Annotated in this window: 10 protein-coding genes; 8 read left to right on the forward strand and 2 right to left on the reverse strand. The window is 56.2% G+C overall.

What is annotated here, in order from left to right; translation table 11 throughout:
• Nucleotides 1-35: 35 nt before the first annotated feature.
• The gene (locus HNQ64_RS13720) at nt 36-1490 is read right to left on the reverse strand and encodes a phospholipase D-like domain-containing protein (RefSeq protein WP_184209529.1); all 1455 of its coding nucleotides are present in this window, start codon (nt 1488-1490) and stop codon (nt 36-38) included.
• 229 nt (nt 1491-1719) lie between these two features.
• On the opposite strand from HNQ64_RS13720, the gene HNQ64_RS13725 reads away from it, so the two are divergent.
• The 8 genes from HNQ64_RS13725 to vccD all read left to right on the forward strand — a co-directional run bounded on the left by HNQ64_RS13725 (nt 1720) and on the right by vccD (nt 13559).
• Nucleotides 1720-2895 carry a hypothetical protein gene (locus tag HNQ64_RS13725; RefSeq protein ID WP_184209531.1) on the forward strand — a complete coding sequence of 392 codons (1176 nt, stop codon included), beginning with the start codon at nt 1720-1722 and terminating at the stop codon, nt 2893-2895.
• A 187-nt stretch (nt 2896-3082) separates the two neighbouring features.
• On the forward strand, nt 3083-4441 hold the full coding sequence (tig, locus tag HNQ64_RS13730; protein WP_184209533.1) for a trigger factor: 1359 nt from the start codon (nt 3083-3085) through the stop codon (nt 4439-4441).
• A gap of 139 nt (nt 4442-4580) precedes the next feature.
• Entirely contained in the window at nt 4581-5174 is a 594-nt protein-coding gene (locus tag HNQ64_RS13735) for a hypothetical protein (RefSeq protein ID WP_184209535.1), read from the forward strand.
• A 110-nt stretch (nt 5175-5284) separates the two neighbouring features.
• Nucleotides 5285-6238, forward strand: coding sequence for a transaldolase (gene tal / locus HNQ64_RS13740; protein WP_184209537.1), 954 nt, complete (start codon nt 5285-5287; stop codon nt 6236-6238).
• 231 nt (nt 6239-6469) lie between these two features.
• Nucleotides 6470-10813, forward strand: a complete 4344-nt coding sequence (gene vccA / locus HNQ64_RS13745) for a Verru_Chthon cassette protein A (protein ID WP_184209538.1) — start codon at nt 6470-6472, stop codon at nt 10811-10813.
• Nucleotides 10814-11045: 232 nt separating this feature from the next.
• On the forward strand, nt 11046-11570 hold the full coding sequence (gene vccB, locus HNQ64_RS13750) for a Verru_Chthon cassette protein B (RefSeq protein ID WP_184209540.1): 525 nt from the start codon (nt 11046-11048) through the stop codon (nt 11568-11570).
• A gap of 131 nt (nt 11571-11701) precedes the next feature.
• Nucleotides 11702-12850 carry a Verru_Chthon cassette protein C gene (gene vccC / locus HNQ64_RS13755; RefSeq protein WP_184209542.1) on the forward strand — a complete coding sequence of 383 codons (1149 nt, stop codon included), beginning with the start codon at nt 11702-11704 and terminating at the stop codon, nt 12848-12850.
• Nucleotides 12851-12926: 76 nt separating this feature from the next.
• Nucleotides 12927-13559, forward strand: a complete 633-nt coding sequence (gene vccD / locus HNQ64_RS13760; protein WP_184209544.1) for a Verru_Chthon cassette protein D — start codon at nt 12927-12929, stop codon at nt 13557-13559.
• Between the two features lie 11 nt (nt 13560-13570).
• Here vccD and HNQ64_RS13765 read toward each other — a convergent pair whose 3' ends face one another.
• Nucleotides 13571-14854, reverse strand: a complete 1284-nt coding sequence (locus HNQ64_RS13765; protein ID WP_184209546.1) for a hypothetical protein — start codon at nt 14852-14854, stop codon at nt 13571-13573.
• Nucleotides 14855-14888 lie beyond the last annotated feature (34 nt).

Genomic DNA, 14888 nt, shown 5'->3' on the forward strand with positions numbered 1-14888 from the left:
GGCCTAACCAAGAGCTGTTTATTGCGTCTGCATCCCTAAAGCACAGGGATGAAGAGGCGGGCGAGGCCATTGCGCAGGCGTTCCGTTAGCGGCAGGTTTTCCAGGCTAGCTTCGGTGACCGGGGTACACTCCTTTTGTTTGGCCAGGAAGAGATCGTGCAGTCGAGTGGCCAGGGCAGGGGAATGACAGGCGAGATTGAATTCAAAATTCAGACGCAGGCTGCGGGGATCCCAGTTGGTGGAGCCCACGCAGCTCCAGGCATCATCTATGAGCAGGAGCTTTGAGTGATCAAAGGGCTCGGGCGATTCATAGATGCGGCAGCCCGCTTGGAGAAGTTCACCGTAGAGCGTGCGAGCGGCCCAGGCCACGAAGGGGATGTTGTTGCGGGCGGGGGTGATGATGATGACCTCTACCTGGCGTGTGGCGCAGAGTTTCAGCGCGGCCATGAGGATGGCGGTGGGGAGAAAATAGGGGGTCATCAGGCACACGCGATGACGGGCCGCATTTAGCGCAGCAAAGAGCGCCACGGGCATGACCTCCAGGTCCTCATCGGGCCCGTCCACGATGCCCAGGGCATGCACCTCACCTGTCGGCTGCAACGGTGGAAACCAGGTAGGGCCGTCTAGCACTTCGCTAGCGCAAAATTGCCAATCCTCAGCAAATACGCGCTGCATCTGCCCCACCACTGGGCCGGTGATGCGAAAGTGCAGATCCCGCACTGGGTGGGCGGGCTGGCGGGAGATCATGTTGCCCTCACGGATGTTCATCCCGCCGGTGAAGCCGATGCGGCCATCCACAATGAGGATTTTTTTGTGATTGCGCAGGTTCATCGTCAGCAGACGCAGAATGAACCGATTGGGCATGAAACGGCAGACGGTCACGCCCTTTTTTGCCAACACTCGCGTGACCGGTGGCCAGGCATAACGGGTGCCGGCATCATCCACCATGACCCGCACCTGCACGCCACGCTGATGGGCTGCTGTGAGAGCTGCGACGAACTCTGCGCCGATGTGGGTGGCTTCAAAAATATAGCTGGAAAGGCTGACACTGACCTGGGCACTTTCGATGGCGGCGATCATCGCGGGCATGGCTTCGTCGCCATTGATCAATGGCTCCACTGTGTTGCCGGAGGTGAAGTTGAACCGCGAGATGCGATCCACTGTCATGGCCAGGGAGCAGTCGCGCTCAGCCAACACAGGATCACTGTGGACAAAGAGGGGGCAGGTGGGCGGTGGGTCGCGGTAGGCTGGGCCGATGATGCCGCGATACTGCTGGCCGCGCCGCCTGACGAAATTAATCCCGAGCAAACCGTACAAGCAGGCACCAATGAGCGGAGAAAGAACGATCAAGGCCACCCAAAACGCAGCGGAACGGTGGTCGCGATGATGCGTCAACAAATGCAGCAGAGCCGCGATGCTGAGCGTCAGCGTGACACCAGCCAGGGCCAAAGTGCCCCAGTTCCATTCCAGCATGATTGAAGCAACCGTCATGACTTACCTTTAGCGAAGAATGCACCTTCGCGCAGAAAAAACCGATGAGGAAGTGAGGGAGTGAAGCCACGAATGCGGGGCATCGAAAAAACAGCGTTTTAAGGAAGATCAAGAGAGCTGAAAAGCTTTTGTGAAATTTTCATAACCCTCAAACGGAGTCTAAATAAACGCAGGGGTGTGAGGTAATGCCGCCTTTGAGACGGCACGGCTCTTGTTACACATTGCCCGCATGCGGTCTGCCTTTCTTAATTGCGCTTCTCTGTCCCTTCTCAGTCTAGGAGGGTTGTTGTCCAGTTGCCAATTGCCTGAAGAAGGCGTGACGGTGCGGCGGGCTGAGTCAGCTTCTGGGCAGACTTTGTACACGGGAGGAGGTGCCTTGAATGTGCCGCAGCGGGCGGCTGACATCAATGGAGTGGCGCGGCTGCTGGCCGGGATGGAGACAGATCGTGGGGCGGAACTCGGAGGTTCGTGGCCCTTTCACCAGCGGCAGATGGATGCACTTTGGCGGCGGCATGATCTAGGCCGTGGGCAGAAGCTCCGCGCCTGGGCTGCCCAGGAGATCGGTGATCTCCAGCGCTATCGGGCCCTGTTTTATCCTTTTAGCGGGCCCGATTTCCTCTTTGCTCATGAGCTTTTTCCTTCGGCAGAAACCTACATTCTCTGTGGTCTGGAGCCCGCAGAGCCGCTGCCAGACCTCGCTAGCCTAAGTGCTGGCGATTTGGCGATGGGGTTGAATGGTCTGCGTCAGTCCCTCAGCAGCATCATGGATGCCGGTTACTTTGTCACACAGGACATGCGCAGCGATCTTCAGTCCACACGCTTTCGTGGGACACTGCCCGTGTTGCTCGCCTTCTTAGCACGCACAGGGGCCACGGTGGAGAGTGTGGACATTGTGCAGCTCGATGGCTCGGGTACGCCCGTGCTGGCGGCTGTGACGGGAGGGGCAGCACCGGGGTTGATGATTCGCTTCCGTCAAGGCATGGGCGGGCTGAAGCGGCTGTTTTACTTCCGCCAAGATCTTTCCAACGGCACTACCCGTCTAGGAGGTGCCTTCCTCACCTTTGTGGCCAAGCAGGGCACCCCTCCGGCCCTCGTCAAAAGCGCCTCCTACCTCATGCATGGGAGCGATTTTTCAAACATCCGCAGTTACTTGCTGCGTAGCACCCCAGGTCTGGTGCAGGACCCCTCTGGGGTGCCTTATCAGGACCTAGTGCAGGCGGGTTTGACGGTAGATCTGTATGGCAATTACCAGGGAACCTTGGGTATTTTCGGTCAGCAGCAGCCAGATTTGATGGCGGCCTACCGAAATGGCCAGCACCGGGTACATCCGGTGGATTTTGGCTTTGGCTACCTGTTCAACCGCTCCACCACCAGCATTCTGGTGGCCCGGCGGCGGGGGCCGTGAGGCGAAAAAGCCCTTCCGGGCGCATACGGGAGCCTCCTGCGAAATTGGGTCTGTTCGAGGGGGGCTTCTAACAAGATGCGTTCCAGGGTTGTCAAAAGGGGAAAATGTTCTAGCCTGCTTGCCCCTCCGGCCCAGGTGCCTTGTTCTCTGGTTGTGGGAGGGATCTTTTAAGCCGCCTTTTCAAGCCATGAACATCAACGTCGAACACCAGCCAAACTGCCGCGCTATCGCTCACATCCGTGTGCCGGCCGAAGAAGTCGCCAAGCAGCGCTCCGCCATCACCGCCTACTTTGCCACCCAGGTGCGCCTGCCCGGCTTCCGTCCAGGTAAGGCCCCGGCTGCTGCCGTGCAAAAGCGTTTCGGTGATGACATCCGCAGTGAGTTGGAAAAGCAGCTCATCAATGACGGCCTGCGCACCGCCATCAAAAATGAAGGCCTGGAAGTCATCAATATCCTTTCCGTCACCGACAAGATCCTCCACGAGACGGATCAGAGCTTCAGCTTCAGCGCTGAAATGAGCCTGGCTCCAAAGATTGAGCTGCCCGAGTACAAAGGCATTCCGGTGAAGCTGGCCCGCATCGAAGTAACCGATGCCGACGTGGACCACGACATCCTGCACCTGCGTGAGCGTTATGCCACCTTTGCCGATGTGGAGCGTCCTGCGGCCCTGGGTGATGCTGTCGTGCTGGGTTTCACGGGCAGCCTGGAAGGCAAGCCTCTGGCCGAAGTGCTGCCTGATGCGCCAGAGCATCTCAAGCAGATCGAAGAAAACTGGTTCCTTCTGGACGCTGAAGAAGACTTCCTCCCTGGCTTCTACGCAGGCTTGGTGGGCATCTCGAAAGATGAGCAGCGCACACTTTCCCTGGCGCTTCCAGAGGACTTCGCTTTCGAAGGCCTTCGCGGCAAGACGCTGGACCTGGCTGTGACCTGCAAAGGCGTGAAGGACAAAGTGGTGCCTGCTCTAGACGCCGAGTTCATTCAAAAAATCGGTGGGGGTGACATGACCGAAGAAACCCTCCGTGGTGAAGTGAAGGAAGCCGTGCGCCGTCGCCGCGAGCAGGCCCGTGAGACTGCTAAGAGCAATCAGGTCATCGCACACATCTTTGAAAAGGTGGAGTTCGACGTACCTCAGGACATCGTCAATCGTGAGGCTCAGCGCCGCACGAACGACATCGCCATGCGCGCCATGCAGCAGGGCATTTCCCAAGATGAGTTGGTGAAGCAGCAGGATGAGATCCTGAGCAACGCCACCAACCAGGCCAAGCAGAGTGTGAAGGTCAGCTTCATCCTGGAACAGGTGGCTAAGAAGGAAGGTCTCAGCATCACGGATGAGCAGCTCACTTACGCGCTGGCGAACATGGCTGCCCGCCAGAAGAAGCCCGTGAAGAAGTTCATGGCTGAAGCTCAGAAAAATGGCATGATCGAGCGCATGCGCGATGATCTTCTGCTAGAAAGCGCTCTGCAGTTCCTCAAGGACAATGCTCAGATCGAAGAAACCGAGCCTGAAGCTGAACACTGCGATACCCACTCCCCCGCAGCGGCCTAACTACCCGTTGTTTTAAGAGGTCTTGTTTCCTCTCACACTCGCCCAACGGTTCTCCCGTTGGGCGAGTTTTTTTGGGGCAGCCCATGCTGTGGCAGAATCCTCGGTTGTCAGAGTTGTCCCTGAGTTGCATCCTGGGCACATGAAACTCCTCTCCGCTTCTCTCCTGGCCGCCCTGGTATCTTTTGCCTGGGGTTATGTCTCCTGGATGCTCATGGGTTGGCATCAGCAGAGCCTGCATGATTTCCGTGATGAGGCTGCTGTGGCTGAAGTTCTCAAGGCGAATGCCACGCACGGCACAGGCATTTACACGCTGCCCTTTCCCCGAAAAGCCGTCTCCTACGCAGACCCAGCGGAGCAAAAGTCCCTGAACGAAGCCCATGAAAAGGCTAAAAGCGAGGGCCCTTACCTGTATGCCATTCTGCGCCCCGGCCGCCATGACTGGGATATGAACAGTAGCCTCGGCTGGAGCTTGGGTCGTTCATTTTTGGCCGCGCTTATCTTGGGCGCGTTGCTGCATCAAACGGTGTTGTCTTTTCCTGGACGGCTGGCTTTTTGTGGTGCGGCGGGCCTCTTTGCTGGGCTGGTGTGTATCTTCCCACAGCACATTTGGTTTGAGCTGCCCGTGCGTGAGGTCATCGTAGGCATGGCCGATTACGTGATTGAGTGGACTCTGGCAGGACTTGTTTTGGCTCTTTTTCTGAGCAAAGAACCCACTGAGCGCGATTTACGCTGAGTTTTCTCGCTTTTGGCCTGCCTTTTCTGGCACCGCTTTCCTCTCACCCATGCACCGCCGCTTGCATCCGGCCTGCTTGCCCTTATTCTCGACGCCCCAAATAAGAACGTATGAACCAGCTCGACCAGCTCAAGCAGCACACCATCGTTGTCGCCGACACGGGTGACTTCGAGGCCATGAAGGCCTACAAGCCCCAGGACGCCACCACCAATCCTTCCCTCATTCTCCAGGCTTCTCAGAAGGCGGAGTACAAGTCCCTCGTGGATCAGGCCATTGCCGAGCACAAAGGCAGCGCCCTCACAGGTGGTGCGAAGGTCGAGTCCATCATGGACCGCATCCTGATTCTTTTCGGGGTCGAAATTCTGAAAATCGTCCCAGGTCGTGTCTCTACGGAGGTGGATGCCCGCCTTTCCTTTGATACCCAGGGCAATGTGGACAAAGCCCGCCAGCTCATCAGCATGTATGAGAAGGAAGGCATCGCCCGTGAGCGTGTGCTGATCAAGATCGCCTCTACCTGGGAAGGCATCAAAGCGGCTGAGATCCTTCAGAAAGAAGGTATCAATTGCAACCTCACTCTCCTTTTCAGCCTCGCCCAGGCCGTGGCCTGTGCCGAAGGCGGCATCAAGCTCATCTCTCCTTTCGTGGGTCGTATCCTAGACTGGCACAAGAAGAGCACAGGCAAGGATTACGCTCCAGCGGAAGACCCCGGTGTGGAGTCCGTGACGCAGATCTACAACTACTACAAGCACTTCGGTTACAAGACTGAGGTCATGGGTGCAAGCTTCCGCAACAAAGGTGAAATCACCGAGCTGGCTGGCTGCGATCTCCTCACCATCAGCCCGGGTCTTCTTGGCGAACTCCAGGCTTCGGACGAGGCTCTGACCGCCAAGCTGAATACCGAAAACGCGAAGTCCCTGAAAATCGAGCGCATCGGTAGTGATGAGAAGACCTTCCGCTGGCTCTTCAATGAAGACGCCATGGCCACGGAAAAGACCGCTGAAGGCATCCGTAACTTCGGCAAGGACATCGTGAAGCTGGAAAAGCTGATCGAAGCAGGTCTGTAATCTGCCTCCCGCAAATCTCTCGGCGCGATCCCTTAATTGGGATCGCGCTTTTTTTGTGTCTATAGGTGAGGGGCAGGTCTTTAAATTCCCACTTGATTGAAAGGAATTAAAGCGTATTTAAATCCACACTCATTAAGTGTGAATTAATGTGTGCGCTACTCTTCCTACGGAAAGCAGCTCTTTCCTCGTCCATTCCCCCCAACTGGACCTTTTTGAAATGCACCTCCTGCCATGAAAGTTTTTTCCCATCCCTCTTCTCGTCGCCGCGGTATCGCGTTGGTGACGGTGATCTCATTGGTCGCTTTGATGACGATGCTGATCGTGGCCATGTTATCCATCTCACAGACCGAATTGAAGTCTGCCCATGTCAGTGCCGATGGGCAGCAGGCCCGCCAGCTTTCCGAAGTGGCGGTGAATATGGTGATCTCACAACTGCGCAAAGCCACCACGCAGAACACGGGCGCAGCCGGTTGGGAGGCCTGGACCTCACAGCCAGGCGTGGTGCGCCGCTACGCCACCAATGGACAGGCACAGTCCGCTTATAAGCTCTACTCCAGCCCCGTGCTGGTGCTGCGTGACCCGGGGAATATCGAAGCTCAATTGTTGGCTGACGTCGTTCCAGCAGACTGGCAGGAGCGCCCTCATCGTTTTGTGGACTTGAATCGCCCAGCCGTGCGTTCCAACCCACAGGGGCAGCCGCTGCTACTGTTTCCCATCCTCGACCCGCGCGCGCAGGGGGACGGCACTCCGAGTGTCGGTGGCTTTTCCTACCGTGAACAAAATGCGGCCGGGCAGCAAGTGGGCGGTGTGCGCACAGCCGGGGGGGATCGCCAACGGGTGCCTATGCCTGTGGAATGGCTCTATGTCCTGAAGGATGGCACTCTAGGCAGCTTGGATCAGTCTCAAGAATTTGTGGGGCCTTCACCTGCCACCCCGCAGAACCCCATTGTCGGGCGTGTGGCTTTCTGGACGGATGACGAAGCCTCGAAGGTGAATATCAACACGGCCTCAGAACCTACCCCGTGGGCCATGCCAACCTTTTTTTATGAAGAGGATGCGAAGTATGCTCGCTATCAACCGGTGGGCGGTGAATTCCAGAGATACCCAGGGCACCCGGCCACGACGGCCTTGAGCCCGGTGCTGTTTCCGGGTCAACTTTTAAGCTCAGCGCAAAAAGAATCCATCTATGATCTCATTCCTAAAGTGGGGGCAGGGGGCAGCCGTGGCGGCACACGAGCCTACAGTGATCCAGACATCGCTGCCGTCGCTTTGTCCACCTTCCGGAAAGAACGCCTTTTTGCCAGTCTAGATGAGCTGCTCCTGAATGAAAACCGTCAGCCGAATACCCTGGGCAGCACCACGCTAAATGCCACAGACATTCAGCGGGCTGGGTTCTTCCTCACCGCACATAGTCGTGCACCTGAGGCCAATCCGCTCGGCCTGCCAAAGATCGCGGCCTGGCCAGTCAGTTACCGGGGGCCAGAATATCGTACTTCGTTTGATCAGCTCATAGCTCACTGCGGCACTCTGCGCACGGTCAACGGCACTCGCAGTTACGTCTTCCAGCGTGGGTGGGCAGACTCTCCCACCCAGGATGTGGATCACCCAGAAAACAAGGTGTTGCTGGAATATCTGGAGGAAGTGCTATCCCGGCCTGTTCCCGGATTCACCACTTCAGCGGGGCAAACATTTAACCAAAAGTACGACAAGGATTTGAATCAGATCCTGGTGGAAATTTTCGATTATGTTCGCAGTGTGAATCTGCATGACGGCAGTCTCATTCGTGGAACGGATAAGTTCGACGGTACAGGCAAGGCGCAAAATGCCATGCTAGGATACATCGCTGGGAGTGCCCGCCCCACCACCTTCAAGACCTTTACAGACCCGCGCTTTTTCGGGGCTGCCACGGATCCTGATGATCCTGATGCAGAAAGTGGCCAGGTAGAAAAGTTAGGCTTTCCAGGACATGGGCAGGTGACACCCGCCCGCTGGACGACCAAGAGTGGAGACGTGGTGCAGGGCTTTGGCCGCTTCCCCACCATCACAGAAGTGGGGCTGCATTTCATTTGCGCCGCAGACAACACCGATGATCCGAACAACCCTTTGATCGAAAAAGATCCTTCGATTGGCAAGCCGGGTGGCGGCAGCGCTAAGAAAGGCCAGCTAGGCACGAATCTGCCCAATGGCGCGGAAGATCGTTGGTACTCCAATTTTCCGCCTCGCCCGTATCCGGATCCCACGCTGAATCAGCCCAAGGATGATGTGAAGTATCCCTTCACAGGAGGCTTTCCTTATGGACCTGACAAGACACATCCAGGATATAAAAGAGACAATTGGAATCACCAGCTTCAGTCGAACACGCCTCTGAAACCAGGCTTCCGGCGTATCCAGGCGCGTTTGCTTCTAGAGTTCTTTATCCCCACGGCGGGTTATACTCTCATTGAGCCCGACCTCACGGTGAAGGTGAAAGGCCTGAGCAAATTCCGCGTCAATGGCAAGCCACTCTTCCTCAATGACGAGGAGCTTTTTTACACGGGCCGCAGGGCCACACACCCTGGAGCCCAAATGCAGGGTGGTTATGGCACGGGACTCAAAGGCCTGCTGCGCGGGCGTGAGGTGCCTGCTCGCTCCCCCATGCCCGCAGACGTGAGCTATGGAAATGATAACTGGGAAGTGAAGCCGACATCCTCCGTGAAGGATACCCAGTGCGTCTTGAATTATGACCTTATCAGCAACTTTGTGGACATTGAAGTCGGTCGCCAAGGGGAGTTGAACATGCTGCTCAGCAACACAGATCAGGTGCAAGCGGTGCCTTTGACCGTGGAGGTCTATTCGGGGCATCTGGGGCGCACCACTTCCACTCTAGAGACTCCTGCGGAACTGGTACAGACCCTGCAGCCAGAATTTCCTGCGGTGTCTCTGCGCCCTCCTACACTCGTGCGCACAGCGGCTCGTCCGGTGGGTCCTGACCAGGGGCGTGAGCCACCGGCTTGGTGGACGTTTTACACCCGAGGTGCGCTGGGTTTTAACGGTCGCGAGACATTGATCGGCCTGGATAAAAAAGCGCCTCAGGGTGGGGCGACTTTGCGTGGCCGCCTCTTCCGTCATCACATCGCCCCGCATGTGAATAATAAGCACACCATGGGTGCTTTCTTTTTTGGCTTTGATTCCGCGCAGCCCGGTGCTCCGCGCATCTTCCGCACTCAGGATAATGCCACCAACCAAAACCTCATTGATCAGGCGGAAGAGAAGGAAGGCAGCGACGTGGTGCAGACGGTCACCATTCGTCATGGGGACTATCGCCTGACTGCGGCGAAGCAAGTGGTGCCAGCAGCGGATTGGGCCTCACATCGTCATTATGGCAAACGCAGGTTGGCACATAGTTTAACCAACTTTGTATCCAATCATTTGCCTGGTTATGACTACGGCGGCAATACCGACTATGCCGACCGCTTGGTGCCCAATGTCGCTGGTGCAGGTTACCCCAACCATCGTCTGCCTGACTTCCCCTACCTGGCAGATGCACGCGAGGCCGCACATCGTTATGGCGATTTTGACAACGGCTCCGGCACCCATCGGGATGGTCCATACATCAATAAGCCGGATGAGGGGAATCTGAACATCGTGGCAGGCAATGGGGGCGTCGCTTACTTCAGTGAGAGTGCTCAGCACCGCACGACGGAGCAGGATTTTTATTCGCCCAATCGCATGATTCCCTCGCCCGTCATGTTCGGTTCGCTGCCCTCAGGCGTGCATGCGGGAGACCCTTGGAAAACGTTGCTATTCCGTCCTCAGCAAGGTCATCCAGGTGGGCCGACCAAGCTGGGGGGCAATAGCCCGGCTGACCATTTGTTGCTGGAATACTTCTGGATGCCCGTGGTGGAGCCGTATGCCATCAGCGAGCCGTTCTCCACGGCGGGTAAGGTGAATCTGAATTATCAAATTTTTCCCTTCACCCACATCCGCCGCGCCACGGCACTGCATGCAGCCTTAGCGGGGGAAGTGATCCATGCAGTGCCGACGGAGGATGCGCCTAACTACAAAGTATTTCCAGATGCCAACAACCAGAACGCATTTTGGGGCAGCACACAGGGGAAGCAGTGGCACTACAAGGTGGATGTGGAAAAGACCCTCGCTCAGTTTGAGCAGCGTTTCGCCCAGGGGCGCACTTTCATCAGTCCTAGCGAGATTTGCGACATCCACTTGGTACCCAAAGATGTGCCGGGGATTGAGGATCACACCAAGATGGATGACTTCTGGCGTGCTCACCGCCTCACGGGAGATAACACCCGCGAGCGTCCCTACGCTGGCCTTTATCCACGGGTGACCACGCGGTCAAATACCTTCCGCGTTCACTACATCGCACAGACGATCAAAAAAGCCCGTTCCTCAGGCCCTCAGACAATGGAAGAGGCCGATAAGATCACAGGTGAGTACCGCGGCTCCACGCTCATTGAGCGGCATTTGGACCCTACCCAACCTGACCTGCCTGACTTCGCGATCAATCCTTCAGGTCAGACGCTGGATCACTACCATCAGTTCCGCATCTTACAGACTCAGCGTTTTGGCTTTTAGATGGAGCCCTTTTTGAAGTGAGAACTGGACAGGCCCGGTGGGGAAATCTTCCCACCGGGTTTTTTGTATAAGACAGCAATCTGGACGTCCAAAAAATGAATTTAAATTCCCACTTGAACAGGGTGAATTAAGGGTTATCTAAATTCACACTCTTTCGATATGGTATATCGTGGGTGGCGCTGATCCCACGCAGGAAGGCGTTGTTTATCCCCCCCTTTAAACTCCTCCTTTCATGAACATTCCTGCTCTCCCTCGTTCTCTTCGCCGTGGTTTCTCTTTAGTGGAGGTCACTTTGGCCAGTGGCATAACGGCGCTGGCTCTGACCACTTTGCTGGGACTCATTCCTCAGGGGCTGACAAACATTAAAGAAGCGGGAAACTTAGCGGCTGAGACGAGGATCACTACCCACATCGTCGGCAGTATCAGCCAGGCTCCGTGGCAAGATGAAAATGGTCAAGATATCTTGGCCCCCGAGTTTAACACGCAACGTTATTTCTTTGATGATCAAGGGGTGGCCATTGAAGGCGAGGAACCCGGTGCAGATCTGGCCTATGTCGCCGTTGTCCATATTCCTGCTCGCGATGTGACCTTGCCCGCAGATGCTGCCGCTCCTGCGGACGATTCGGATGTGGATCCTTATTTACGCCGTATCACCGTGAAAGTGACGAGTGTGGCCAATAAAGATTTCGATTTTGAACACGCCTTGCCGATGGCCTATCGGACCCACACGACTTTGATCGCTCGCGTTGGACAGTGAGGTAGGTAGGCCTAACGAATGATTGATTGAGTATAGGACGATCAAAGATCGTCAGGTTCTAGAGGCTTTGAATGCAAGCTAGAGTCCCGTCCCTCCCCCCTATGCGACCTTAACTGAGGAGCTATCGCCCCATGAATATTTCCGCCTACTTCCTACCTAGCCGCAGGCCGTTTCGGCCAGCCTTTACCTTGGTCGAGTTGCTCGTTTCCACGGCGGTCCTGTCTATATTGTTGCTTGTGACGTTGTCGGCTTTGGAAACCATGCAGCGTTCCTGGCGGGAGACGAAGGGGAAGGTGAATCAGTTCCGTGGCGCGCGTATCGCTTTTGAGACGCTCACACGGAATTTGTCCCAAGCGACGCTCAATACCTATTGGGATTATCATTTCACGGCGACTGAGTCGAACGTGCCACCTGCGGATGTGGCCTCGCCACCAGCAGGGTATGTGCGTCAGTCAGAATTGGATTTTCGGGTGCTCCCAGGCGTGGAAGTGGGCACGGGTGAAGAGGCTTCAGAGCTCCCGGGTCATGCCTTGTTTTTTCAAGCTCCCTTAGGGCTTAGTCAGGGGTATCGTGGGCTGGGAAATCTCCTGAATGCACGAGGTTATTACGTGCGCTTTCAGAGCAATGAGGATCAGCGCCCAGCTTTCCTCCCGGGTGGGGTGGTGCCAGTGAAGTTTCGTTATCAATTGATGGAGTACCGCCCACCCGCTGAACAGGTGGCCATCCCCGCCACGACTGCCAATACTGGCGGCGGGGCCAATCAAACGGTACAGGGGAACACGGTTTACACCCGACCTGACTGGTTTAAGCAGGATTTGGAAACAGCCTCCAGACCCATTGCAGATAATATCCTGCTGCTTTTGATCAGCCCTCAGGTGCCGATTCAGGCTGCCGAAGCCGCAGCCAAAGCCCCCTACTGGTTAGCTCCGCTTTTCCGTTACTCATCCAGAGATGCTAACAATACGACCCCGGCACTGGATAAACCCACTCTGCGGCGTGACGGTACCTTGGATCAAGGCACTCGCCATCTGCTGCCGCCTCTAGTGCGGGTCACTCTGGTGGCAGGAGAAGAGGGCTCGCTCAACCAATGGCATGCAGCAAATGGGAACGCTGCCGTGGATATTTGTGCAGCTGCGGATGCTCCCTTTGCGGAGGCTCGTCATTATGATCGGGATCTCACCCGTTTGAAGGAATACCTCACGCGAGAGAGGCTGAATTTTCGAGTCTTTACCGCTACGGTTCCCATGCGAAATGCAGCCTGGGACAGCACCACTTATTAAAGGAATTGCACTTATTGTTAGACTTTTGTGACCTCAGTTCGGCTGAGGCAGAAATGATTTCATCATTCAATTTGTTATGAAGACTCTCCCTTCTCCGAGGCCAGTTCGTGCTGGTTTCACCCTGATCGAAAGCCTCAGTGTGGTGCTTATCTTAGGCCTTGTGGTCGCTCTGGCGGCACCGACTATGCTGGGGGCCATCCGCGCCTCGCGGTTAACTTCTGCAGGCGAGTTGATCAGTGGTAAGATTGTGGAAGCCCAAGGTCTGGCCCTCACCTTTTCTTCAGACGTGGAACTGCGCTTTTATAAGGCGCCACCCACACTACCGGTGGATGGCAGCAGCGGTCAGTTTTTACAATTGCTGCAATGGGTAGAAAACGATCCTGAACTGACAGATGAAGAAGACATCGCCACTTTAAAAAAAATAGGAGCTCAGGTCGCAGTGCCCGAAGGCGTCACCCTGGCTACGGACGCAGGCTGGACGAGTCTCTGGAATCTGGAAGCGCAAACGGAAACCATTGCCGAAGGAGAGCAGGAATATGTGGCCATTCGCTTTCGTCCTGATGGCTCGACGGATCTGCCTGAAGCTGGGGCCTGGCATGTCACTTTGATTGATCAGCAAGATGCCTTAAAGGGAGAATTACCGGCGAATTTTTACACCTTACAGATTGATCCTGTGACGGCCAAGTTGGAGATCTATCGGCCCGAATAAAGCGGATGATCTCAGGTGTTGTTCAGGGCGGACTCATCTTGGCCATTGAGGCGAAGTCGAGGGCGATAAAAGGCTGCACTGCGCCATAAGCCTCTCTGTGTGGCCATGGCTGAAAGGATCAAAGCAAGGCTCCCAAAAATACACTGCCATTCATGGAGGGGAAAGGCGCTCAGGTGTGAAAGTGGGATCATCAAGACCATGGGCAGGGTATAGAGATAAACTCGCCAGCCTGAGCTGACGTGAAAAGCGAGCGTCAGCATCGCGGCACCGCCGCCGGCGATGTAAAGGACCGCGCAGAGGACATCTTGCCAAAGCGGTAAATGCCCACTGCTCAGCCCGAGGCTCCATACCAGCAAGGGGCCCATGATCACGCCCTGCAGGAGAGGCAGACTGAGTAGCAGGGCCGTGAGTTGACTGCTACGAAGTGGGAGGATGCGTAGCATGCGCAGGTTCACGGCTTCGAATAAGCCTGTGGGGAGAAACATTGCTAAGCCCAGCATCATGGAGGCGTAACTAGGGGGCATCGTTTTGGATAGACCTTCTTTGAGTTGAGCAAGCGAGATGATCCCCACCATGAGGGCCACGCTGATGGCGATCAGGCGCCCATGCACCGTGAGGAGAAAGAGGGATAGCCCTTGGGGGCCCGTGTCGGTCTGTGGGGATGTTTCCTCCTGGAAGGATCGAGTGAGGGTGGGAGAGGATACCGGGTCGAGCACCCTCGGGGCAGCCCAGTAGGAGATACCAAGCAGCACCGGCACGAGTGCCGCCAGCATCCATTGCCAGGGCTGCATCGCCTCTGGGGTGCGTGGAAGGCGTGTGGCGACGAAAACACAAAGAGGAGTCGCTAAAGCCCAGAGCATCCGGCCGGGGATGGCCAATAATTTTCCCAGGTAAGTGGGTTGTGGTTGGGTGGGCAGTAAAAAAATCAACGCACTGAGTCCCACCCCAAACCATAAAACTACAGCTAAAGAGAACCAGGGGGCGGGCACGGAGACATGGCGGATGTGTTGCATCACCCACGGATGCAAGGCCGTGGTCGTCACCATGATGGGTAGGCTGAGCAGGCTTGTTAGGCCGACGCTGATAAACCACCACGCGCGTTCTTGATCCCTCTTAGTCACGGGCTGAGGTCTCAGGGTGCGGAGGATGCCTTGGTTCCTTTCCGTCATGAGCAATTGCATGAAGAGCGGGGCAAAACTGAAAGGAAAGACCCACGTCAAAAGGCTGAGAAATACCAAGTAACAAGCGATGACCCAGCGCCAACGCAGGATGAAGTCGAAGATGATGCGTTTCATGGAAGCTCAATAGGCAGAGGATATCATGGAGAAA

This window comes from Prosthecobacter dejongeii, from assembly GCF_014203045.1.
GTDB classification, from domain to species: Bacteria; Verrucomicrobiota; Verrucomicrobiia; order Verrucomicrobiales; family Verrucomicrobiaceae; genus Prosthecobacter; species Prosthecobacter dejongeii.

Bases quoted from the DNA above. Each gene is read 5' to 3' on its own strand.
- HNQ64_RS13720 (WP_184209529.1), bottom strand. From the start codon at position 1,490: ATGACGGTTGCTTCAATCATGCTGGAATGGAACTGGGGCACTTTGGCC.
- HNQ64_RS13725 (WP_184209531.1), top strand. From the start codon at position 1,720: ATGCGGTCTGCCTTTCTTAATTGCGCTTCTCTGTCCCTTCTCAGTCTA.
- tig (WP_184209533.1), top strand. From the start codon at position 3,083: ATGAACATCAACGTCGAACACCAGCCAAACTGCCGCGCTATCGCTCAC.
- HNQ64_RS13735 (WP_184209535.1), top strand. From the start codon at position 4,581: ATGAAACTCCTCTCCGCTTCTCTCCTGGCCGCCCTGGTATCTTTTGCC.
- tal (WP_184209537.1), top strand. From the start codon at position 5,285: ATGAACCAGCTCGACCAGCTCAAGCAGCACACCATCGTTGTCGCCGAC.
- vccA (WP_184209538.1), top strand. From the start codon at position 6,470: ATGAAAGTTTTTTCCCATCCCTCTTCTCGTCGCCGCGGTATCGCGTTG.
- vccB (WP_184209540.1), top strand. From the start codon at position 11,046: ATGAACATTCCTGCTCTCCCTCGTTCTCTTCGCCGTGGTTTCTCTTTA.
- vccC (WP_184209542.1), top strand. From the start codon at position 11,702: ATGAATATTTCCGCCTACTTCCTACCTAGCCGCAGGCCGTTTCGGCCA.
- vccD (WP_184209544.1), top strand. From the start codon at position 12,927: ATGAAGACTCTCCCTTCTCCGAGGCCAGTTCGTGCTGGTTTCACCCTG.
- HNQ64_RS13765 (WP_184209546.1), bottom strand. From the start codon at position 14,854: ATGAAACGCATCATCTTCGACTTCATCCTGCGTTGGCGCTGGGTCATC.